Below are 23,938 nucleotides of genomic sequence, written 5' to 3' on the forward strand. Positions count from 1 at the left end.
AAATGGAGATAGGCAACTTTTTTAATCTACTAAAAAAATACAGAAATATTATCATCATCATTCCGTTGGTGTTTGTTATTATTTCGTTCTTTCTTGTCAAAAACCTGCCCGATGTTTATGAATCTCACGCCGAGATAGCTACTGGCATTATTGATGCCTCGCGCCATTTACTGGATAAGGATGCCACTGCCAACGTGCAGGAGCAACAGGTTGACCGCGAGTTTAGCAACCTGATAGCCATCATGAAGCTAAAAAAGCTGATTGACCAGGTTTCGTATTCGCTCATGATCCATGATCTGAGCAGCAACACACCGTTCCGCAAGCCAAGTAAGGAATTGCTTGAAATGCGCCCTTATGAACGCGATGCTGCTTTAGCTATTTTAAAAAATAAGTTTGCCAGGCTGCAACCGCTTTCGGTTTATGATAAAACTGAAAATTCGATCATTGAACTATTGCGCTCGATGAAATACGACGAGCGCAGCATGATGAAGGATTTGGTGATAGCGCGCGATGAGAGCAGCGATTTTATTTCGGTTAGTTATGACTCTGAAAACCCGCAGCTTTCGGCATTTTTGGTTAATACACTTTGTAAGCAGTTTATTGATTACTATACGCAAAGCGTAAAGCAAAACGAATCGAACGCGGTAAACTTCCTTTCGAATTTATTGGAAGAAAAACGTAAGGCCCTGAGCGAAAAAACGGGTGAGCTGCAGCAATACAAAATTCAAAACGGTGTATTGAACCTCGACGAGCAATCGAAAGCTATTTTTGGGCAGATTATGGTTTATAACGATAAAAAGTTACAGGCCGATAAAGATGCCATCTCCTACCAGGGAGCTATCGACGCCATCGACCGGAAATTTACACCGGATGACCGCAAATATGTTGAGGCCTTAACCAACAAATACAACCAGGCTATTATTTCAACCCAGGAGCAACTACATATCCTTGAAGATCAATACGTGCGCAGCGGTTTTAACAACAAGTACAAAGTTGAGCTCGATTCGTTGCAGAGCCAGTTGGCCAGCCAGATCAATCTTTCATCTGATAAATACATCACCAACCCTTTGGTAGCCAAAGATGACCAGATCAAACAGAAACTAACCCTTGAGGTTTCGCGCGATCTGGCCAAATACAGTGTAAAATCAATAAACGGCGAATTAGCGAACCTCAACGCCAAATTTGCCCGCCTGGTACCATTTGACGCAAAAGTTAAAACCTACGATTTTGATATCGATATAGCCGGTAAAGAATATTTGGATGTACTGAATAAATACAACGAAACCAACCTGCGTTCAAACTTTTCGATAAAACTGATCCAGGTGGAGATTGCCGTGCCGGATGTTGCCCAGCCATCTAAAAAGATGCTGCTCATTATCCTGAGTTTTGTGGGTAGTTTATTTGCGTGTATTTTTTGGCTGTTTATTTTGTTTTACATTGATGATACCATCAAAACACCTGCCGAGCTGGTTAATAAAACCCAGTTGCCGTTATTGGGTTACCTGAACAAAATTCAGGGCGAAACACTTGATTTGCGGAAGCTTTGGGATGTAGAGCACAGGGATAAAATGAAAACTTTTAAAGAGTTGCTCCGCTCCATCAGGTTTGAAATTGACCAGGAATTGCGCGGCGAAAAAGTTTTAGCGATAACCAGTATTGAGGCAACCGAAGGCAAAACATTGCTGGCTATAAGCCTGGCTTACTCCTACTCAATGATTAACAAAAAAGTATTGCTGATTGATGGTAACTTTAATCACCCTACCATAAGCGGCACAGCACAACCGCAGGTTTATGTAGAGGATTTCTTCAAGAGCTCATCTTACGGGCAGGATATCAGCAGCATTACCACAACAGTTATAGGTAACCGTGGCAGTGATGTAACCCTACTTGAAATTGGCGACGAAGCCTTTGCCAAAAACCGTTTTGACGAGCTCCGTACAAAATATGATGTTATTATTATTGATACCGCACCATTAACGGCACTTAACAAATCAAAAGAATGGATGTTGTTCAGCAATAAAACCATTGCTGTTTTTGAAGCCAATAAAAAGCTTACCAACACCCAAAAACAACATGTTGCCTATTTAAAGGGCCTCGAAAACAGGTTTGCAGGCTGGGTACTTAACAAAACTGATTATAACAATCAGCACAAATAAAACGATAGTGGTTTAACCGCCCCGCAAAGCGGCGGGTTCACATTAATTATAATTAAAAATGAGAATAGACCCTCCTGAAATTGAAAAGGATCCGTACGAAGACTTAACGCCGCTGCAAAAAAAAACGCGCAAAGCCACTATATGGTTTGCTTTTATAGGCGTATTTGTGTGGGCGGTAAAAATCCTGTTCCTGTAAACTTACGTTAAACGGCTACACTACCTTATGCGAACCGAACCAACAGGCGATACCAAAATTAAATCCAGCTTTTGGAAGGATTTGCTGGTGCAAAAGTTTTCGCATCCTTTTGCCTTGCTGGTTTTACTTGTTACCTGCCTGGCTGTTAGTTTTTTAACTTACAAACTGCAATTTATTGGTTTTGGCGCAGTGCTGGTTTTAACCATTGGTTTGCCTATTGTATTTGCCATTACCGTTTATCCCGAATTTGGGATTTGCGCACTTATTGTTGCAGCATTTTTTATCAGCTATGTATCCGAGTTTTTGCCCGACGAAGTACCTATCGGTACCCTGATGGACGTAACCACCTACCTGCTCATCCTCGGCTTTTTCATTAAACAGCGCACTGAAAGAAACTGGACCTATTTTAAAAACCCTGTGAGTTATATGATCCTGGCCTGGTTGAGTTTCAATCTGCTTGAATTTGTAAACCCTTCCGCCGAATCGCGGCTGGCCTGGGTTTATACCGTGCGTACCGTTGGTTTTATTATGCTGATGTACTTTGTGTTTGTTTACCAGATCCGTACTATAAAATTTATCAAAACCCTGTTAAAGCTTTGGTTATTTTTGGATATACTTGCTGGTATCTCAGCTTTTCAGCAGGAAAACTTCGGTTTTCTTCCTTTCGAGCATAAGTATCTTTATGCCGATCCGTTGCGGGTTAGCCTCCTGTTTATAAACGGGCACATGCGTAAGTTTGGAATTTTTTCAGATCCGGTTACGTTTTCGTACAACATGGTTATTGGTAGCCTGCTTTGTATAGTATTAATTATGGGCAACCCGCCACTTAAAAAGAAAATTATACTGGGTTGTACCGCGATGTTTTTTTTATACGTGATGCTTTATTCGGGTACCAGGGCCGCTTATGTATTAATCCCCGGTGCGCTGTCTATGCTGGCAGTAATTAATTTTAACAGGAGGGTACTCACTTTTACTTTGATAGCCGGTGCAATGCTTGGCGTTTTAATTGTGATGCCAACCTCAAATCCGCTTATCAAACGCTTCCAAACGGCATTTAACCCGTCCGACGATCCATCTTATAACGTACGTGCCGAAAATCAGAAAAAAATAAAACCGTTTATCCTTTCGCACCCCATTGGCGGCGGGCTTGGTTCGGTTGGTGTATGGGGCAGGCGATTTTCGCCAAACTCCATGCTGGCCAAATTTCCGCCGGATAGTGGTTATGTGCGGGTTTCGGTTGAGATGGGCTGGCTGGGCCTCCTGCTATTCTGCACCTTGTTTTTTATAGTACTTAAAACGGGAATCAACTATTATTTCAGCGTCAAAAATCCCACACTCAAAAATTACTGCCTGGCTATGCTGCTGATACTTTTTGCCTTTAATATCGGCAACTTTCCGCAGCAGGCACTCGTTCAATACCCATCAAACATCCTGTTTTACCTGGCCATATCCATACTGGTAGTTTGCAAACGTATTGACGATCAGGAACAGGAGCAACTAAAACAGTTAAACAAAACCGAAGCTGTAATAATTAATTAAGCCGATGTCGATAGTATCCTCCATAAAATCAAACCCAAAGCTTAAAAAACTGGTGCACTGGATGCTGATCCCCACCGGGCAATCGCGGCCGCGGCTTTGGGTAAGGCTAATCCTGAACCGTTTTTTTCATCACAGGGGCAAAGGAAGCGTAGTGCGGTTTAACTCACGCATGGACCTGTTTCCCTTCAATAAATTTTCACTGGGTGCCAAAAGTATTATAGAGGATTTTGCAGTGATCAATAACGGCGTAGGCGACGTTTTTATTGGCGAGGGTACCGGTATTGGTATTGGCAACGTAGTGATTGGCCCCGTTAAAATAGGCAATTTTAGTATGACGGCCCAGCACGTGGTGATATCGGGCCTGAACCACGGCTACCAGGATGTAACCATATCCCCAAGGCACCAAAAAGTTACCACTAAACAAATAACCATTGATGATAATGTTTGGATAGGTGCCAACTGCACAGTAACCGCAGGTGTAACTATTGGCAAACATTCGGTAATTGGTGCAGGCAGCGTGGTTACGCGCGATATCCCCCCCTATTCGGTTGCTGTGGGCAACCCGGCAAAAGTGATTAAACAATACAATTTCACAACACAAACCTGGGAAAAAGCGTAAAAGGCAACCATGAGTTTATTTAAAAAACTGATAAACAAACACACACTTTCGTTAGCCACCAACGCGGTGTTGCCGGTTTTGGGGATGGTGATACTTTCGCTGCTTGCTCATCGCTTAAGTAAAGGAGCGTTTGGTAACTATGTGTTCTTCCTGATTATTTTTACACTGGCTGATACTTTTCGCACCGGTTTCCTGCAAACATCGCTCATCAAATTTTATTCGGGTTCCACGCCCGAGCGGATGCGCAACATATCCGGGTCTACCTGGTACCTGGGTTTTTTAATTACTACTGTATTTGCTGTTGTAAACCTGCTGATATATCTTGTTTATCCGGGCACCGACCCTGATATAGTAGTTACCCTTAAATGGTTCAGTCTCATCTATTATTGTACACTTCCATCTGCCGTAAGTTTATGGATTTTGCAGGCCGAAGAGCGGTTTGATAAGATGTTTATTTTACAGCTGATGAACCAGGGCGGCTTTCTTATCCTGGTGGTTATCCTTGCCTTTATGGGGCGGTCGGATTTTAACACCACTATCTACTCGTACTTCGCAGCAAACCTGCTCAGCAGTATCATTTGTATTATTATAGGCTGGGCTAAGGTTAAAACCATTGCCGCAAAAAGCTGGGCTACAATTAAAGAGATGGCGCACTTTGGTAAATACAGCGTGGGTACTTCCATCAGTTCGTACCTGCTCCGCAGTTCGGATACGCTTATTGTAAAACCGATGTTTAGTCCTGATTTGCTGGCGGTTTATTATATCCCGCAAAGATTAATGGAAATCTTTGAAATTCCGCTAAGGGCCTTTATCTCAACCGCACTTCCGGCCATGTCGGCAGCTGTACAGCGCGACGATAAAAAGTATGTTACCTATATCATGAAAAAGTATGCAGGTATGCTTACCATGGCGCTCACCCCTATAGCCATAATATGCTTTGCCGGTGCCGATCTGATTATCGGGTTAATATTCGGCGCCAAGTACTATCACTCAGATGCAGGCAACATCTTCCGTATTTTTATGTGTTACGTAATGCTGCTGCCTATTGACAGGTTTTTTGGTATCACACTCGATATCATAGGCAAACCGCATTTAAACATGATAAAAGTGTTCCTGATGCTTACAGTAAACGTGGTTGGCGATTTTACCGGTATCTTCATCTTCCACAGCCTGTATGCGGTGGCAGTTGCTTCTATTTTTACATTTTTCTCGGGAGCCATATTTGGCTATTGGGCACTTAAAAAGCATCTTCAATTTAAAATATCCGACATTTTTGTTTTAGGCTATATCGAACTTAAAGAGTTGATTGCTGTGGTATTGCAAAAAATTAAAGGAAAACAACTAACAGAATAACCTACTACCATGGAGCTTAAGAACCAGCATATCGTTATATTTTCGCAAATGCAGTTTGATAGCCGACTCGAATCTACAAACTACACCATGGCCAAGCATTTGGCTAAGGATAACTATGTGTATTATGTAGACAGGCCGTATACCTGGAAGGATTACGTTCAGTTTAAAGATACACCCGGCTACAAGGCCCGCAAGCCCCATTTTTTTTCCTCGACAGATAGTTTTATTCAAACGGAGATCCCTAATTTAAAAATCATCATTTCGCCTCCCGTTCCGTCCATTAATTCGTTGCCCGAGGGTAAAATATACCGGATGGCGCTAAAGGTTAACGAATGGATTGTAGTCGGCCGGCTTAACAAGGTGATTAAAAACCTGGGCATTACCGATTATATTTTTATCAACTCGTACGCTTTTTATTACCCAACTATGCATCGCCTGCTTAAACTGCAGCCCTTGCTTAAAGTATATCATTGCGTCGATCCGTTAATTGAGGAATATCAAACCCGCCATGGTTTAATATCCGAAGATATTTTGGTAAAAGATATGGATATGGTGATTTGCACCAGCAAGGAGCTAAGCAACATTAAAGCTAAACTTAACCCTAACTCCTATTTTGTACCAAACGCAGCCAACATCAGCCACAGCCAAAAGGCACTTGACCCTATGCTGCCGGTTGCGGAGATCCTGTCGGATGTCCGGAAGCCCATTATTGGTTATTTTGGCAATATTGAACGGAGGATAGATTATGATTTGCTCACCAATTTATTAAAACAGAACCCCGATAAAAACTTTGTTTTTGTTGGCCCCGTAGATATAGATTATGAAAATAACCCGGCTTTTGATGCGCCCAATATTTTCAAAAAAGGATCGGTACCTTATGAGCAATTGCCGGCGGTATTAAAGGGATTTGATGTGGCCATTATCCCTTTTAAAAAAGATGATGTAAGCAGCTCAATATTTCCGCTTAAACTGTTTGAATACTTAGGATCGGGAAGGCCGGTTGTGATAAGCGATTTTAACGCCGACCTGGAAGAGTTTACCGGCGATACGGTGCACATTTGTAAAAACGCAGAGGAGTTTACGGCAGCTATTAACCTATCGTTAAATGATACGCCATGGCTGCAACAAAAAAGATTAAATGTAGCATCACAAAATACCTGGGAACACCGTATAACTGAAATAAAAAACCTGCTGGCAACAAATTTGAATAATAAGCAGAAAGGTTAATTCATTACAGAGGACACCCTTTTACTAATAATTAACAAAACAGGGATTTTATCATCACAACACATGGAAATCATTAAACTTATTGCATCGGTAGTGGCAATTGTACTTTTTATATACCTTGGGGTATATAGCCTGTACCTGTTTGTATTCTCAGCATTGGGGAAATTAATTCCCATTAAGCAACCGCCGGTAGCAACGCAGCTCAGTAATTTTATCCTTTATATCTGTGCTTATAAAGAAGATGAAATTATTTTAAACTCGGCTGCCGCTGCCCTCACTATCGATTATCCGAAAGATAAATTCCATGTTTGCGTAATTGCCGATTCGTTAAAACCCGAAACCATTGCCAAATTAAAGCAGATGCCTTTACAGGTGGTTGAGGTTGTTTTTGAAACCAGCACCAAATCAAAAGCCCTGAATAAAGCTATTGAAAACACGGCCGTGGGTTTTGACGCTGCCGTTGTTTTTGATATCGATAACATTGCCGCTCCGGATTATTTGCACGAGATCAACAACTACCTGCAGGCGGGACACCGCGTAGTACAGGGCCATCGCGTAGCAAAAAACTCAAACACGCAGGTGGCTGTACTTGATGCTGTAAGTGAAGAAGTTAACAATCATATTTTCAGAAAATCGCAGCAGTTATTCAAGTTTTCAGCGGCAATCATCGGCTCCGGAATGGCGTTGGAGTTTCAACTGTTTGTAAATGTAATGTCGAGGATTGATGCAGTTGGTGGTTTTGATAAAGAGATGGGGCTGCTGCTTACCCGCGATAAGATCCATGTTGCCTATGCCGAAAAAGCTTACATCTACGACGAAAAGGTAAGTAACCCCGCCGTATTCGAAAAACAACGTAAACGCTGGCTTTCGGCACAATTTAACCTGCTAAAAAAATATGGTGCCACCGCCCCGGCCCAGTTCTTCCGTGGCAATTTTGATTATGTGAACGAGATTTACCAGATGGCTATCCTGCCCCGCGTACTGATGCTTGGGTTGATGCCCGTGATGTTGTTTATCTCATTTTTAACCCCGGGTATCGGTCCGGATTGGCACTTATGGCTTTACGCTACCATTGCCTGTTATCTTGGTATTATTGTTGCCATACCAACATCGTTCTATAACGGAAAACTTTTAGAGGCTATGCTGAAGCTGCCCCTTATTTTTATTACCATGTTCCTGCTCCTGTTTAAATTAAAGGGTGCCAACAAAAAGTTTATCCACACACCACATGATCACGCCGCACAGGAGGCTGTGCCCGAAGAAATTAAAGATCAGGCAAATGTGTAAATAAATTAGTGTAGTAAAATTAACAATTAACCAAACCAGCAATTAACAGCTAACAAAAATACTTATGGATGCTCCTTTAAATACCGATGCAATAAACGCTTTAAACGATACAGCCGTAGCATATCCAAAAGAAAAAGCGCTGATCCATTTAACTGCAGCTGCTGCTGCACAAAATCCTGATAAAATTGCCCTTAAGTTTCACGACAGGGTATTTACTTATAAGGCACTTAATGATGCCGCCAACAAACTTGCCGGTTACCTGGTTGACCAGGGCCTTAAACGCGGCGATGTTGCCGGCGTGGCGCTTGATCGCTCGCCCGAAATGGTGATCTCGCTGTTGGCTGTTATGAAAACCGGTGCCGCTTATGTACCGCTTGATCCAGATTATCCAAAAGACAGGATTGAATTTATGCTGGAAGATTCATCAGCAAAAATCCTGATCACATCCGAAAAATATCAAAATCACTTCGCCGCCAATGCCAAAGAAGTTTTAATTGAAGCAGCGTTAGAAAAATTCCCCGATTACCCTGCAGTTGAACCTGAAAGCGGTGTTATTGGCGAAGACCTTGCGTATATTCTTTATACATCAGGCTCGACAGGTAAACCTAAGGGTGTACAGATCCGCCATTTTAACCTCGTCAACTTTTTATTGAGCTGCCAGCAATCAAGGCCAGGCTTAACGCCGGCAGATAAAGTACTGGCTGTTACCACCATATCATTTGATATTGCCGGTTTGGATTTATACCTGCCATTGATAACCGGAGCCGAATTATTGCTTGCCGATTCGGCAACGGCAAAAGATGGTCGTGCGTTGCTTGATTTGGTAAAAGCCGAAAACGTAACGGTAATGCAGGCTACTCCCTTCACCTGGCGTATGATGCTGGCATCTGGCTGGGACAGTAAAATAGATCTGAAAATTTATTGTGGCGGCGAGGCATTTCCAAAAGACCTGGCTACACAGTTGTTGCCTAAAACAAGCGAGATCTGGAACCTGTACGGCCCGACTGAAACTACTATCTATTCAACCATTAAACAAATCACCAGCGACGAGGATATCACCATTGGTACCCCCGTTGCCAATACCCAGATTTATATTGTTGATGAACAACTGAATAATTTAACCGATGGTTCGATAGGCGAAATTTTGATTGGTGGTGATGGTGTAGCCGTTGGTTACCTGAACCGCGAAGAATTATCAGCAGAGCGTTTTATAAAAGATATTTTCTCGGCCGATGAAAATGCCCGCATGTACCGCACCGGCGATTTGGGCAAGATCAGGCAGGATGGAGAAATAGTTTGCCTTGGCCGTATTGATCACCAGGTTAAAGTGCGCGGTTACCGGATCGAGCTGGAAGAAATTGAGCAAAACCTGTTAAAACAAGGCAATATTAAACAGGCCGTTGTGATAGCCCGCGAAGACACTCCCGGCATGCCGCGCCTCGTGGCCTATGTGATTACGCCCGAGGCAAAAGAAGGCATCGAACTTAAAAACCAGTTCGATGCATGGCAAAAAGGGCTATTGGAAGTACTGCCCGAATACATGGTACCAGACGATTTTGTGGTGATGGAAGCTATCCCGATTACACCAAACGGAAAAATAGACCGCAAGGCTCTACCCAAACCCGATTATAATATTATATACCGCGAAGGGGAATTTGTTGAGCCGGGTACTGATAATGAAAAACTGGTTGCCAAAATATGGCAGCAAAATATGGGGATTGAGAAGATCAGTATCCTCGATAACTTTTTTGAACTGGGTGGCCGCTCGCTGGTTGCTGTAAAAATTATGGCGGCTATTGAACAGGAAACCGGTAAACGCCTGCCGCTTGCTACCCTGTTTGAACATGCAACTATTCAGAAATTGGCGAAAAGGTTGGAAGGTGATGAAGTGATCAGTTGGGAATCGTTAGTACCGATAAAACCTACCGGCAGCAAAATGCCTTTGTACATTGTACATGGTGCCGGTTTAAACGTGTTGCTGTTTAATGCATTAGCCATGAATATGGATGCCGAGCAACCCGTTTACGGCTTACAGGCCCGCGGTTTGAACGGTATTGATGAGCCGCTTGATGTAATGGAGGAAATTGCCGCCAACTACATTGCCGAAATTGTTGCTAAAAACCCGGAAGGGCCTTATGCTTTGGCCGGCTACTCTTTGGGCGGTATTATAGCTTACGAAATGGCTAACCAGTTAATAGCCGCAGGCAAAGAAGTGAAAATGGTAGCCATGTTTGACACCTACGCCGAGCGCTCAACTGTAAACGACAGCGCCGCTAAAAAAGCGGTAAGCAAAGCCATTTTAGGTACCAAAAAATTTGCACACAGCTTTGTGTTACTTGCTGAAGACCCGAAACGCACCATTGAATATAAAGGCCTGATGCTTAAACGCCAGTTAATAAAACTGTACTGGAAAGTTTTTAAAAGCGGCCAAAAAAGAGAAGGCTTTTTTGCCTACGATAACGAAATTGACGAAGCCAGCGAAAAAGCATTACGCAACTATGTTTTAAAACCGCTGGATATCACGCTTGATTTATTCCGGGCTAAAAAGCGCACCTTTTACATGGAAGATTTTGAGTTTTTAGGCTGGACACCTTTTGCCAAAAAAGGCGTTAACGTACACGAAATTCCGGGCGAGCATAATACCATTTTTGCACCGCCAAACGATAAGGAATTTGCCGAAGTATTACAAAAATGCCTCGATCGCGTAGCCAAAAAATAAAGCAAAAACTACTATTAAATTAAATGCATAATAAACATGCCGGGCATATTAAAACTTTAAGCTATATTTAGCTTAAGCGGCGATGTTAACTATGGAGAAAACTACCGAAAAAGATACAAAGCCATCAGGTAAAGCAAAAGTATACTTCGCCAACTTAAACGGCGTAAGGGCTATTGCCGCCCTGATGGTTGTAATATCGCACATCGAGCTGCATAAAGTTGATTTTCGGATAGACAGAATCCCCTATATCAATATTCTTAATTTTGGTAAAACCGGGGTTACTATCTTTTTTTCATTAAGTGGGTTTCTCATCACCTATTTGTTGCTCGAAGAGCGGCGAAATTTTTCTGCAGTAAACTTCAAGGATTTTTATATCCGCCGAATGCTCAGAATCTGGCCCTTGTACTTTTTGCTTGTTGTAATCGGTTTTTTTGTTTACCCGCGGCACGGCTCGTCTACAGCTTTATGGCTATCAATATTCTTTTTGCCTAACCTGGCATTTTGCCTCCGGATGCTGCCCGATATATTTAACCCAATCTGGTCGATAGGTACGGAAGAGCAGTTTTATATTTTTCATCCTCATTTTTTCAGGATAAAAAATACAAAGAAGATTCTTTATGCTTTCGTTGTTTTTATCCTGTTAATATGGTCAATACAGGTAAGTATGCACTTCCTCAAACACACAGATATTATCTGGAGGCTTTTTAGCCAGTTTTTTTACTATGCCAGGTTTGATAATATGATGATCGGGGCTGCGGTGGCTATATTATATCATAACACCCTGCACCCCACTTTTAAATTTAGAGCCCAATCCTTATTCAACCTATTGTTTAAACCCGGCACCCAGGTAATACTTTACATACTGCTTATTGGATATATATATTCCTATCTTGATTACGATATGGGGCACGGCGATGTGCCGCTTGCCATACTATCATCATTGGTTATCGTTAACCTCTGCCAATCTGAAACCAGTATTTTCACTATAAAAAATAAAAAACTGGGTTACGTGGGGCAAATCTCCTACGGAATATACTTAATGCATAAGTACCCTTTGTTTTTAATATTATACCTGGTACATACCTATATGCCCCAAAGTAATTTGTTAATTCAAAACGTAGTGATTTACGTGGCTACCATTTCCTGCGCTATCGGAATAGCTTCCCTCACCTACTTCGGATATGAAAAACCTTTTTTGAATATTAAAAAGCGCTTCCAGAAGATAACGCAATAAACTAACGGCGTTATTAGTTACCCAGTTGTATTATCGATGTAAAGTTATTGGCACCTGTACCCGGCTTATATTCATAATTAAACACATCGCTGGCGCGGGTTATAATCATAAGCCCGTAATGCTCGTTAAGGCCTTTTATCACTTCCCTGTCAACATATTGTACATCAACATCTTCGGTATAAAACTCAAGCTTATTGCTGTTTTTAAGCCGGCCTTTCAGGGTACCGAAGTCGTCGCCGTAAACAGCTATCTCATTCTTTTTTAAAACATCAAGCGGGAGGGGCCATTTTAACAGGTACTGGCGGGTTTTGATCTGGAAGGGTTGCCCCTTGTCCAATTTTTTGATGGAGAGTTTATTGTTTTTAAGCGAAACCTCGATAAGTGTAGTTTGTTCGCTATGGTGTTTGAGCGAGTTGGTGAGTAATTCGATCAGGATAGTACGCACCCTGAAACTCACATCCTCGTCAATAAATTGCTCAGCTATATTTTTAATATAGTCGGTAATTTGAAGGGTTAATGGATAAATCCCTTCGGTTTCATTATTAAAAACAAACTTTTTCAAGGTAATAATTGGTTATGCCCCGTTTAACGCCTGTTGTGCTGTTGCATAAATCCTGAACACCTTATCTAATCGTACCAATTGAAAAAGCGATTTGATATCTTTATTTAATCCCACTACGGCTATGTCTGCACCTTTATTCATAGCATGTTTCAGTGCCGATACCAAAGCGCCTAAAAAAGAACTATCAACATAAATAACGCGCTCAAAATTTACAATAATGTACTTGTTGTTATCATCAATTAAATTTAGCAATTCTGTTTTAAATTCCTCGGCCAAAACCATATTTCCTTCCTTTATTTGTACAGTGGCCAATAAAGCATTGCCAAGCGCACTTGCCAGTAATATCATTTAGCTGTTTTTTTGAATAAATATTAAACTGCAATCGTCAATTTGTTCTTTGGCTTTTTTGTTTAAAAAGCCGTTCTCTTTCATGTCTGTAAACGAATCGGGCTTACCCAGATGGCTTAGCAATTCGCTTTCAAAACCTTTTAGATCAGTTTTCTTGCCCCGGGTGGTTTCCTTATCAATCATGCCGTCGGTTATCATCAGCAGCTGGTCGCCGGGCAGCATGGTAAATATATGTTCGTCAAAACCACCATCTTTACTAACGCCTAACAGCAGGCCTGCCGAGCTTATCTTGTTAAGTGTGCTTTTTGCATGATCATAAAAAAACAACGGCAGGTCGCCGGCACCTGTATAACTGATAGCTTCTGTTTCGGCATTTATCATGATGAGTGATAGCGTGGATAGTAACCCACTCACCACCGGATCATGATAAATTACCTGGTTAATTTTTTGCATGATGCTTTTGGTTGACAGATCGCCTTCCGACACACATAACCTTACCGCCGCACGGATATAACTCAGATAGCCGAACGAAAAAAACCAGGCACCCCACTTTTTACCCATCACATCGCCCAGGATAATAAAAGTGTATTTATCATCAATGGTGATCAGGTCAATAAAATCGCCACCGGGATAGTTTTGGTATGAGCGGTGCCAGAAATGAATATCAAACCCATCGACAGATGGTGCATCCTGCGGAATAGAATACAAATTAAGCGCCATAGCGGCGGTACTTAGTTCTTTAATGGTGCGTTCGTGCCGCTCGCGGATGCTGTTTAAGAAATTGTTTATTTTGGAGATAACAAAGGCTATCGGCGTATCTTTGATAATATAATCAATCACTTCCATGTTCATCCCTTCCAGCATCCGGTCGTGATCGGCAATGGAGGTTAAAAACATGAAAGGGATATTGCGATATTCGGGAATACCCATTAAGCTTTGCCTGAAGGCAAAGCCGTCAATATCAGGCATCTGGTAGTCGGACAGGATCAGATCGGGGATCTCATTTTTAAGATGCTCCATTGCATCCTGTACATTGGCCGCCTTCAGGCAATCGAAACCATCTTTTTCTAACGCCTGGCCTATGATTTTTAAAATAAGGGGGCTATCATCAACCAGTAGTATTTTTTTTGATTTCGACATAATTCAAAGGTATCAGGGATTGGCTTTTTTTAAAACGGCGTTCAAAAACAAATATACGCCTGTTAACAGTATTAATACGGATATTACATCCATTAAAGTTATACCATCGTCTTTAGAAAAGTAAAATATGGTAAACATTTCAAAATATGGTGGTGCGGGCATAATAATCATGGCCAGACCCAGTACAGCCATTGTAATTGCAATAGCAATCAATACTACACGCTTTACTTTTTCGTGCAGCAGGTATTTTTTTGATTGCCTGCTATCCACCTGGTGTTGGGTAAGCAGCAATTCAAGGTTAGTTACCATTGCAAGGCGGTCCTGGGCTCCGTCAAGTTCCTTAAAAGCATCGAAACTTTGTTGCGCAGGCAGCGTATCAATAGCGTTGTTTATTTTTTGCTGGGCGGCTTTGATATGTTCCTTATCAAGATCGCCGCTTTGAAGTAGTAATACCAGCTCGTTTACTTTTACATCAAGCAATAAATCGTTGTTGTTTATTTGTTCACTCTTCACAGGAATTAATTGATGTATTATAATTAACTTTTGCTCATATTAGTCGTAAAAAGGCAATATTGATAATAACACCTTTATAGATGAAAAAAGTATCTGTAGTTACCGTAAATTTTAACCAGCCTGCCGTTACCGAAGAACTGTTATCATCAATCGAAAAAACAAACACTTATACCAATCTCGAGGTAATTGTTGTCGACAATGCCAGCAAGGTAAATCCCGTGCCAGATTGGATTACAAAATACCCCGGTATTATTTTTATACGCTCGGAGATAAATCTGGGTTTCGCCGGCGGCAACAACCTTGGTCTTAAATCGGCCACGGGCGATTATATTTTTATGGTGAATAACGATACCGAGTTCACCCCCGGGCTGGTTGCAACCCTGGTTAACGTATTGGATAGCAATGATGCCGTGGGTATGATCTCGCCCAAAATCAATTATTTCATCGATAAACAGCTGATCCAATACGCAGGTTACACCCCCATGAATTATTATACTGCCCGTAACAGCTGCATCGGCCTCAAACAAAAAGATGAAGGCCAGTATGATCATATAACCGCCCCTACGGCCTACTGCCATGGCGCAGCCATGATGATCAGGAAGGAAGCCATTGAAAAAGCCGGTATGATGAACGAAAACTTCTTTTTATATTATGAAGAGGTTGACTGGTGCGAACATATTATTCGCGCCGGGTTTAAGGCCTGGGTATGTACCGAGGCTTTAATCTATCATAAAGAATCAGTCTCGGTAGGTAAAAAAAGCAAGCTGAAAGAGTATTTCATGAACCGCAACCGCATCCTTTTTATCCGTAGGAACGCGCCATTGTTCAAAAAGATCTTCTTTTATTTTTATTTCCTGTTGCTGGTAGTGCCCCGCAACCTGGTTAGTTACATTAAAGACAAACAATACGATTTTATACCGATGCTTTTAAAAGCAGTTTGGTGGAATTTTACACATTCAAAAAACAGCAGCGATCTGGGATATCCTATTAAGACTATAGCATGAAAATAATTTTATTCATTAGCCTGTTCATTGTTTTTTACACCTTTGCCGGGTACGGAATTTTTCTGTACATTATTATAAAAATAAAACGTGCTGTTAAGGGCCGCAAGCCCGCTGTTGACGAAAATGCCGACCTGCTACCCACTTGCACCCTCATTGTAGCTGCTTACAACGAAGAGTACTACATGGAGCAAAAAATTCAAAACACGCTGGCACTTAACTATCCCGAAGGTAAGCTGAAACTGCTTTTTGTTACCGACGGCTCATCAGATAAAACGCCGGAGGTGATTGCGCGCTATCCGCAGATTCAATTACTGCACAAGCCGGAACGTGCCGGCAAAATAGCCGCCGTACACCGCGCAATGGAGTATGTTGATACCGATGCAGTTGTATTTACCGATGCCAATACCTTTTTAAATAAAGATGCCCTCATTAAAATTTGCCGCCATTACAGCGATGCCACCGTTGGTGCCGTAGCCGGCGAAAAACGTGTGCACATTGACGAAAACGCCGATGCGAGTGCCGCTGGCGAAGGCTTTTACTGGAAATATGAATCGGCCTTAAAAAAGTGGGATTCGGAATTATACTCAGTAGTTGGCGCAGCCGGCGAACTTTTTAGTGTACGTCGTTCATTGTATCAGCCTGTTGAGCCTGATACTGTGCTGGATGATTTTATGATCTCGATGCTGATAGCCGCCAAAGGCTACCGCATTATTTACGAACCCGATGCCTATGCCACCGAAACTGCATCCGAAAATGTATCGGAAGAGTTAAAGCGAAAAGTGAGGATAGCAGCGGGCGGCATTCAATCTATATTAAGGCTCAAAAAACTGTTTAACCCATTTTCTTATCCTATACTTTCATTCCAGTATATCAGTCACCGTGTATTACGGTGGACGGTTACACCCTTCCTGCTTATCCTCTCTTTAATTTTAACAGTAGTACTTGCCCTTAAACCCGGCGAAACGGCCATGCAAATACTGTTATTGGCACAGGTATTGTTTTACCTTATGGCATTGCTTGGGCTACTTATGGAAAAACGACAGCTGCGTATCAAGGTACTCTTTATTCCTTACTACTTTTGCGTAATGAACTACGCCGTGCTGGCCGGCATTATCCGTTATTTTGGCAAAAAGCAAAGCGCCGTTTGGGAGAAAGTGCAGCGTAAACAATAAAGCATTGAGGATAAGTTAAATCCGGAATTATTTAATAATTTATTCTTTTAACGAATAAATAAAAACCGCAAAATAATTCCGGATAAATGGTACAACATTAAAAAATCATTATCTTCAACTGCTTTTTAAATTACCTGTCACATAATTTAAAAGTATATTTCAGATCGCTAACCACGATCAAACCTTATTGATTTTAATGAATATTGAGCCGGGAACCATAATTGCTAACGGGGAATCTGCTACCCCTTATGTGTACGACTTGTTTGATCAACAGCGGATAAAATTACCCGATGCTGTTGCTGTTGTGCACAAGGGCGGGCAGTTAACCTATAACGAACTATACTATAAAGCCGATAATCTTGCATCGGCCATCCTTGCTGCTTATCCAACCGACCAGATTATAGGCGTTAGCGCCACCCGCGGAATTGAAACCATTGTTGGTGTATTAGCCATTCTGAAAGCCGGAAAAGGCTACCTCCCGCTCGACCCTGAATATCCAAAAGACAGGCTGGAAACTATCATCAACGATTCGGGTATTAAAGTTTGCCTTGCTTCATCTGCCAGTAAACATTTGTTTGATGGTTTGCCTGTTACTATCCTGCCCTCAGATATAATTCATGATGTTGCTGCTAAATCAATTTCTGCGGATTGGCAACCCGATATAGCCTATGTACTTTATACTTCCGGCTCAACCGGTACCCCCAAAGGCGTATCAATGGGCAATGCCGCATTAGTTAACCTGTTGTATTGGCAACAGGAAAATTCCATATCAGCACCGGGGGTAAATACGCTGCAGTTTGCACCCTTAACGTTTGACGTATCCTTCCAGGAGATTTTCGCTACGTTGGGTACAGGCGGAACGTTGTTTTTGGTTGATGAAGAACTACGTATCGACCCTGTTAAGCTGCTGCAGTTTATTGATGAAAACAGCATCCACCGCATATTTTTACCTTTTGTGGTATTGCAGTATTTAACAGAAGCTGCTACAGCCAATAACCACATTCCGGCATCCTTAAAGGAAGTAATGACAGCCGGCGAACAATTAAAAATCACACCGCAGGTAGCAAGCTTTTTTAAAGCCTTGCCCGGAGCTGTTTTGTATAACCAATACGGCCCTACAGAAACGCACGTAATTACCCAACTTAAGCTTGATGGTGATGCCTCGTTATGGCCAGGCCTCCCCTCAATTGGCATAGTCATAAGTAATACCGAGATAATTTTGCTTGATGAAAACCTGCAACGGGTTGCCGATGGCGAAACCGGCGAGCTTTGCGCATCGGGCATCTGTTTAGCCAACGGCTATCTGAATAAACCGGAGCTTACTGCCGAAAAATTTATCGACTGGACGGAAAACGGAAAAACTATCCGCATTTACCACACCGGCGATTTGGCCCGTTACCTGCCCGATGGCAATATCGAATACCTTGGCCGCAGGGATACCCAGGTAAAAATCCGTGGTAACCGGGTTGAGATTGGCGAAATTGAAGTACTGATCAGCCAGCTTGACAATATTAAACAAGCCGTTGTAACTGCACCCGAAGATGCCGCCGGTCAAAAGCGATTAGTTGCTTATATGGTGGCCTCAGGCGATGATGAAAATACTGAAGCCGTACGCAAAAATCTGGAAGAACACCTTCCCGATTATATGCTGCCTTCGGCCTATGTATGGCTAAAGGAGTTGCCTAAAACCACCAGCGGCAAGGTTGACAGGAAGGCATTACCCAAACCCGATATTAAACGCCCCGAACTGGATGTACTTTATAAAGCACCGTCAACCCAAACAGAAAAAAACATCGCAGCAGTTTTAATTGACTTGTTGCAGTTTGATAAGGTTGGCGTTAATGATAACTTTTTCCAGCTGGGCGGCAATTCTCTACTCGCTTTAAAAACCGTAGCCGTGTTGAAACAACGCTTCGGTTATGAAGTGGCTATTACCAAATTATATCAATACCCCACTATTGCGGGCATAGCAAATTTGATAAGCGGAGCAGATAAGCAAACATTCACTTCCACAAAAAAAATCAAAGCTGCGGATCACAATAGCGACGTGGCCATTATAGGCATGGCGGGCCGGTTCCCCGGTGCCGATACTATCGAACAATTTTGGCAGTTACTGGCCGAAGGCCGTGAAGGCACCAGCTTTTTCAGCGAAGAGGAACTGGATAAATATGTACCGCTTGGCGAAAAAACCAACCCGGCCTACGTAAAAGCAAGAGGCATTATCAACGGTGCTGAAGAATTTGATGCCGCTTTTTTCGGCTTCACCCCCCGTATGGCCGAACTGATGGATCCGCAGCAGCGTGTATTTTTAGAACTTGCATGGGAGGTCCTGGAAAAAACCGGCTATCTGCCACAAAAACATAATGGCTCTGTAGGTGTTTTTGCCGGCTGCGGCTACAATACCTATTACAACAACAACGTACTCACCAACCCGGCCATTGTTGAAAGCACCGGCCATTTCCAGGTACGTACGCTTAACGAAAAAGATTATATAGCTACACGTACGGCTTACCAGCTAAACCTGAAAGGACCGGCAGTAGCGGTTTATTCGGCCTGTTCAACATCATTGCTTGCCATTACACAGGCTGTTAGCAGCATTCGCAGCGGGCAGTGTGATGTGGCTCTGGCGGGTGCTGCTTCGATAACCTCACCCATAAAAAGCGGGCATATTTATGAGGAAGGTTCCATCATGAGTATCGACGGTCATTGCCGTCCTTTTGATGCGGAAGCCTCGGGTACCGTTTTTAGCGATGGTGCCGGTGTGGTTTTATTGAAGAGCCTGGAAGATGCGGAACGTGATGGAGATACCATTTATGCGGTAATTAAAGGTATAGGCGTAAATAACGATGGAGCCGAAAAAGGCAGCTTTGGAGGTCCCAACGCACAGGGACAAGCCGGCGCAATTGCTATGGCCATTGCCGATGCTGATATTGATCCGTCAACCATTAATTATGTTGAGGCCCACGGCACCGGCACCCCTATTGGCGACCCGATAGAGATTGAAGGCCTTAACCTCGCCTTCGGCAGGCAGGATAAAAAACAGTATTGTGCCATAGGATCGGTAAAAAGCAATTTGGGTCACCTCACAGCGGCTTCGGGCGTTGCCGGATTGATTAAAACGGTGCTGGGTATGCAGCATGGTAAAATTCCGGCTTCGTTGTTTTTTAAACAGATCAATCCCAATATTGATATTGCCGGCAGCCCATTCTTTGTAAACGCGCAACTGAGCGATTGGAATTCCGAAACTAAACGCGCGGGCATCAGTTCGTTTGGCGTGGGTGGTACCAATGTGCATATTATTGTTGATGAATATAAAAAGCCGGTAGGCGAACAGGCTGGCATAGATAAACCGTTAAAGCTGATTAGCTGGTCGGCCAAAACCGAAAGCAGTTTAACTAACTACGCCAAAAAACTTGTCGGCTTTATCGGCAACAATAAAGATATCGATATCAATGACGTTGCCTATACGTTGCAAACTACAAGGCCCGGCTTTAGCTACAGGCGCTTTGTTGTTGCCTCTGATGCTGATGAGCTACTGTCAAAACTAAACTCGCCCGAAACTGATCCATCAGCAACAAAAAGGCTGCTTGATATCCCTGCCGAAGTGGTATTCATGTTCCCCGGCCAGGGATCACAGTACGCTGATATGGGCCATGATTTGTATCAACCGGAGCCTGTTTTTGCTGATGCGGTGAACGAATGTGTCTCGCTTCTGCAAAATACCGTACATGCAGGCTTGCTCGATATCATTTTTCCAAACACGGCCGATGCACAATCCGCAGAAAAAATAAAAAACACTTTTTATACCCAGCCTGCGCTGTTCATCCTGGAATATGCCATGGCTAAGCTATGGATGAGCAAGGGGATACAGCCCTCCGTTTTAATGGGCCATAGCATTGGTGAGTTTGTAGCGGCCCACCTTGCCGGGGTTTTCAGCCTGAAAGATGCTTTATTGCTTATTTCAGAACGTGCCCGTTTGGTGAGCAGCGCAGCACCGGGCCAAATGCTTTCGGTACGGGTTGCAGAGGGTAAATTGAAAGAGATTTTACCGGCAACACTTTCTATAGCAGCGGTAAACAGCCGCAAACTGTGCGTAGTTGCAGGGCCGGAAAACGAAATTACTGCATTTACTAACCTGCTTACAGAAAAAGGAATCCCGGCAAGATTACTGCTCACCAGCCACGCATTCCATTCGTTAATGATGGATGATGTGGTTGAGCCATTTAAAGCCGTTGTACAATCGGTAAAATTAAATCCGCCCCTAAAACCCGTGGTGTCAACTGTAACGGGCACCTGGCTAAGCGAGGCCGAAGCTACCGATCCTGATTATTGGGCACAGCACCTGCGTAAAACTGTGCGCTTTGCAGCCGCTTTGGATACCGTATTGGCAAATGAGGGCAGGTTATTGCTTGAAAGCGGCCCTGGTAATATCCTGGCTACACTTGCGCGCCAGCACACGGCAGGTAAAACTATTCCGGTTATCAGCGGTTTTGAAAAGAGCGAAACACTGTCTGAATACCATAGCCTGCTGAAAGCCCTTGGCCAGCTTTGGCTTAACGGCATTGAAGCCGATTGGAAGGCAACTTATCTGGGGCAAAACCGTAAAAGGATTGATATCCCAACCTACGCTTTCGATCATAAACGGTGCTGGCTTGAGCCTGCTGTAACCATAAATATGGTGCCCGAAACCTTAACACAACAACAAACAGAAACTACTACTACGCAAATTATACCGATGAGGAAGGATATTTTAATTGACAAGCTGAAGGAAGTATTTGAAGATGCCGCCGGTATTGAAATTGACATGGCCGCCACAGGCCTTAGCTTTATCGAAATCGGTTTCGATTCGTTATCATTAACACAGATAGCCACCAATTTGAAAAAGATTTTCAGCGTGCCTATCACTTTCCGGAAGCTATTTGAAGAATACAACAGCCTCGAGCTGCTGGCGGCTTACCTCGACACCCAGTTGCCGGCCGATGCTTTCCAGCCGCAGGTAGCGCCTTCGGTTAATCCGGCATTTCAGCATCAACAAAATCCGGTGCCCGCTCCTACTGCTAATTCATTCCCGGCATCGCATGCGTCGCAGTTTACCGGAGGGCAAAGCAGTAATGATATTGCCATCAGCCTCATCTCTCAGCAACTACAACTACTGGCCAGCCAGTTAACTTTAATACAGGGTAATAGTGCAGCGCCTGTAGCAGCATCTGCCCCGCAAACATTTAATGCGCCTGCCCCTGCGGCAACACCGGCCAAATCGCTTTTATCTTTAGTGGCCGATTTTACGCCCGAAGAGCAGGTTGAACTAAAAAAACCATTCGGCGCTACTGCGCGGATTGAAAAACAGGTACAGGGTTTAAATGACAAGCAACAGGCCTTTTTAAAAGATCTTACAGAAAAATATAATGCCAAAACCAAAGGCAGCAAAGTACAAACCCAAATGGACAGGCCCTACATGGCCGATCCGCGGGTTGTAAGCGGTTTCCGTCCGTTAACCAAAGAAGTGGTTTACCCCCTCATTGTTAACCGATCAAAAGGAAGCCGGGTTTGGGATATTGACGGTAACGAATACATCGACGCACTGAACGGTTTTGGCTCAAACTTTTTAGGCTATCAAACCGAGATCCTGAAACAGGCAGTACTTGACCAGGTTGAAAAAGGCTACGAAATAGGCCCGCAGCATGAACTTGCCGGCGAGGTTGCCAAATTGATTTGTGAGTTTACCAATTTTGACCGTGCAGCCTTATGTAATACAGGCTCGGAAGCTGTTTTAGGAGCTATGCGCATTGCCCGCACGGTTACCGGCCGCTCTATTATAGTGGCCTTTAACGGGTCGTACCACGGTATTAATGACGAGGTGATTGTTCGCGGCACCAAAAAACTTAAAACAGTTCCGGCCGCTCCGGGTATTATGCCCGAGGTGGTTCAGAACATGCTGATTTTGGATTACGGCACCGAAGAATCACTGAGGATCATTGCCGAACGTGCTCACGAAATTGCCGCCGTACTGGTTGAACCGGTACAAAGCCGCAGGCCAGACTTTCGCCCGGTTGAGTTTTTAAAGCGTGTGCGCGAAATTACCCGGCAATCAGAAACGGTATTGATTTTTGATGAGGTGATCACCGGTTTCAGGATGCATCCCGGCGGTGCCCAGGCTATATTTGGTATTAAGGCCGATTTGGGTACTTACGGCAAGGTAATAGGCGGCGGCATGCCTATAGGTGCCATTGCAGGCATCAGCAAATACATGGACGCACTTGATGGCGGCACCTGGCAATACGGCGACGATTCATCGCCGCAGGCCGGTGTAACCTATTTTGCGGGCACCTTTGTACGCCACCCCTTAGCACTGGCTACAGGCAAGGCCTCGCTCCTTTACATGAAAGAACAGGGCCCGGCTTTACAGGAGCGGTTAAATAACATGACCCTGCGTTTGGCCGATGCCCTGAATGCTATTTGCGAAAAAGAAGGTCTGCCGCTTCATATACCTTCATTCGGTTCGTTATGGAAAATTAAGTTTGATTACGAACTTGCCTACGGCGAATTGCTGTTTACATTGATGCGCCTGAAAGGGATCCACATCTGGGATCTGTTCCCCTGCTTTATCACGGCTGCGCATACCGATGAAGATATAGATCAGATCATCAGCAAATTCAGCGAAAGTGTTTACGAACTGATTGAGGCAGGTATTATGCCAACCAACAAACCCGAACCGGTTGAATCCGAACCTAAAAAAAATGGCTTGCCGGCCGAGCCGCCGGTACCTGGTGCCAAACTGGGCCGCGATAAAGATGGCAATCCAGGCTGGTTTATCAGCGACGAGGAAAACCCCGGCAAATATTTACAGGTAAAAATCAGCAGCAACTAAT

The 23,938-nt window shown here is 43.5% G+C and carries 16 protein-coding genes; 12 read left to right on the plus strand and 4 right to left on the minus strand.

Annotated features, from left to right (window positions below; genetic code table 11):
* The first annotated feature begins 2 nt into the window (after positions 1-2).
* From HYN43_RS11355 to HYN43_RS11390, 9 genes are all read left to right on the plus strand, one after another.
* Entirely contained in the window at positions 3-2,156 is a 2,154-nt protein-coding gene (locus HYN43_RS11355) for an exopolysaccharide transport family protein (RefSeq protein ID WP_119409457.1), read from the plus strand.
* A 58-nt stretch (positions 2,157-2,214) separates the two neighbouring features.
* Positions 2,215-2,352 carry a hypothetical protein gene (locus HYN43_RS30290; RefSeq protein WP_162996424.1) on the plus strand — a complete coding sequence of 46 codons (138 nt, stop codon included), beginning with the start codon at positions 2,215-2,217 and terminating at the stop codon, positions 2,350-2,352.
* Between the two features lie 27 nt (positions 2,353-2,379).
* Positions 2,380-3,891, plus strand: coding sequence for an O-antigen ligase family protein (locus tag HYN43_RS11360; protein ID WP_119409458.1), 1,512 nt, complete (start codon positions 2,380-2,382; stop codon positions 3,889-3,891).
* 4 nt (positions 3,892-3,895) lie between these two features.
* Positions 3,896-4,510, plus strand: a complete 615-nt coding sequence (locus HYN43_RS30880) for an acyltransferase (RefSeq protein WP_119409459.1) — start codon at positions 3,896-3,898, stop codon at positions 4,508-4,510.
* Positions 4,511-4,519: 9 nt separating this feature from the next.
* Complete coding sequence (locus tag HYN43_RS11370) at positions 4,520-5,863, plus strand: oligosaccharide flippase family protein (RefSeq protein ID WP_119409460.1); 1,344 nt, start codon at positions 4,520-4,522, stop codon at positions 5,861-5,863.
* Positions 5,864-5,872: 9 nt separating this feature from the next.
* Positions 5,873-7,090 carry a glycosyltransferase family protein gene (locus HYN43_RS11375; RefSeq protein ID WP_119409461.1) on the plus strand — a complete coding sequence of 406 codons (1,218 nt, stop codon included), beginning with the start codon at positions 5,873-5,875 and terminating at the stop codon, positions 7,088-7,090.
* 63 nt (positions 7,091-7,153) lie between these two features.
* Positions 7,154-8,377 carry a glycosyltransferase family 2 protein gene (locus HYN43_RS11380; RefSeq protein WP_119409462.1) on the plus strand — a complete coding sequence of 408 codons (1,224 nt, stop codon included), beginning with the start codon at positions 7,154-7,156 and terminating at the stop codon, positions 8,375-8,377.
* A gap of 64 nt (positions 8,378-8,441) precedes the next feature.
* Positions 8,442-11,096, plus strand: coding sequence for a non-ribosomal peptide synthetase (locus HYN43_RS11385; RefSeq protein WP_119409463.1), 2,655 nt, complete (start codon positions 8,442-8,444; stop codon positions 11,094-11,096).
* Positions 11,097-11,187: 91 nt separating this feature from the next.
* Positions 11,188-12,330: an acyltransferase family protein gene (locus tag HYN43_RS11390; protein ID WP_162996425.1), complete on the plus strand. Its 1,143-nt coding sequence runs from the start codon at positions 11,188-11,190 to the stop codon at positions 12,328-12,330.
* 13 nt (positions 12,331-12,343) lie between these two features.
* Here the strand turns inward: HYN43_RS11390 and HYN43_RS11395 are convergent, their stop codons facing one another.
* The 4 genes from HYN43_RS11395 to HYN43_RS11410 are packed head-to-tail and all read right to left on the minus strand — an operon-like array spanning position 12,344 to position 14,893.
* Entirely contained in the window at positions 12,344-12,892 is a 549-nt protein-coding gene (locus HYN43_RS11395; RefSeq protein WP_119409465.1) for a hypothetical protein, read from the minus strand.
* Between the two features lie 12 nt (positions 12,893-12,904).
* The gene (locus HYN43_RS11400) at positions 12,905-13,240 is read right to left on the minus strand and encodes an STAS domain-containing protein (RefSeq protein WP_119409466.1); all 336 of its coding nucleotides are present in this window, start codon (positions 13,238-13,240) and stop codon (positions 12,905-12,907) included.
* Positions 13,241-14,380 carry a fused response regulator/phosphatase gene (locus HYN43_RS11405; RefSeq protein WP_119409467.1) on the minus strand — a complete coding sequence of 380 codons (1,140 nt, stop codon included), beginning with the start codon at positions 14,378-14,380 and terminating at the stop codon, positions 13,241-13,243.
* 12 nt (positions 14,381-14,392) lie between these two features.
* Positions 14,393-14,893: a hypothetical protein gene (locus tag HYN43_RS11410; protein WP_119409468.1), complete on the minus strand. Its 501-nt coding sequence runs from the start codon at positions 14,891-14,893 to the stop codon at positions 14,393-14,395.
* An 80-nt stretch (positions 14,894-14,973) separates the two neighbouring features.
* Here HYN43_RS11410 and HYN43_RS11415 point away from each other — a divergent pair, with 80 nt between their 5' ends.
* The 3 genes from HYN43_RS11415 (at position 14,974) to HYN43_RS11425 (ending at position 23,937) form a co-directional block, all read left to right on the plus strand.
* On the plus strand, positions 14,974-15,897 hold the full coding sequence (locus tag HYN43_RS11415; protein ID WP_119409469.1) for a glycosyltransferase family 2 protein: 924 nt from the start codon (positions 14,974-14,976) through the stop codon (positions 15,895-15,897).
* On the plus strand, positions 15,894-17,069 hold the full coding sequence (locus tag HYN43_RS11420; protein ID WP_119409470.1) for a glycosyltransferase family 2 protein: 1,176 nt from the start codon (positions 15,894-15,896) through the stop codon (positions 17,067-17,069). The genes HYN43_RS11415 and HYN43_RS11420 overlap by 4 nt, the downstream gene beginning before the upstream one ends.
* A gap of 196 nt (positions 17,070-17,265) precedes the next feature.
* The gene (locus tag HYN43_RS11425) at positions 17,266-23,937 is read left to right on the plus strand and encodes a polyketide synthase (protein WP_119409471.1); all 6,672 of its coding nucleotides are present in this window, start codon (positions 17,266-17,268) and stop codon (positions 23,935-23,937) included.
* The last annotated feature ends 1 nt before the right edge of the window (position 23,938 follow it).

The organism is Mucilaginibacter celer (genome assembly GCF_003576455.2).
Lineage (GTDB): Bacteria > Bacteroidota > Bacteroidia > Sphingobacteriales > Sphingobacteriaceae > Mucilaginibacter > Mucilaginibacter celer.

Coding starts and splice junctions, on each gene's coding strand:
- HYN43_RS11355 (WP_119409457.1), top strand. CDS start 3: ATGGAGATAGGCAACTTTTTTAATCTACTAAAAAAATACAGAAATATT.
- HYN43_RS30290 (WP_162996424.1), top strand. CDS start 2,215: ATGAGAATAGACCCTCCTGAAATTGAAAAGGATCCGTACGAAGACTTA.
- HYN43_RS11360 (WP_119409458.1), top strand. CDS start 2,380: ATGCGAACCGAACCAACAGGCGATACCAAAATTAAATCCAGCTTTTGG.
- HYN43_RS30880 (WP_119409459.1), top strand. CDS start 3,896: ATGTCGATAGTATCCTCCATAAAATCAAACCCAAAGCTTAAAAAACTG.
- HYN43_RS11370 (WP_119409460.1), top strand. CDS start 4,520: ATGAGTTTATTTAAAAAACTGATAAACAAACACACACTTTCGTTAGCC.
- HYN43_RS11375 (WP_119409461.1), top strand. CDS start 5,873: ATGGAGCTTAAGAACCAGCATATCGTTATATTTTCGCAAATGCAGTTT.
- HYN43_RS11380 (WP_119409462.1), top strand. CDS start 7,154: ATGGAAATCATTAAACTTATTGCATCGGTAGTGGCAATTGTACTTTTT.
- HYN43_RS11385 (WP_119409463.1), top strand. CDS start 8,442: ATGGATGCTCCTTTAAATACCGATGCAATAAACGCTTTAAACGATACA.
- HYN43_RS11390 (WP_162996425.1), top strand. CDS start 11,188: ATGGAGAAAACTACCGAAAAAGATACAAAGCCATCAGGTAAAGCAAAA.
- HYN43_RS11400 (WP_119409466.1), bottom strand. CDS start 13,240: ATGATATTACTGGCAAGTGCGCTTGGCAATGCTTTATTGGCCACTGTA.
- HYN43_RS11405 (WP_119409467.1), bottom strand. CDS start 14,380: ATGTCGAAATCAAAAAAAATACTACTGGTTGATGATAGCCCCCTTATT.
- HYN43_RS11415 (WP_119409469.1), top strand. CDS start 14,974: ATGAAAAAAGTATCTGTAGTTACCGTAAATTTTAACCAGCCTGCCGTT.
- HYN43_RS11420 (WP_119409470.1), top strand. CDS start 15,894: ATGAAAATAATTTTATTCATTAGCCTGTTCATTGTTTTTTACACCTTT.
- HYN43_RS11425 (WP_119409471.1), top strand. CDS start 17,266: ATGAATATTGAGCCGGGAACCATAATTGCTAACGGGGAATCTGCTACC.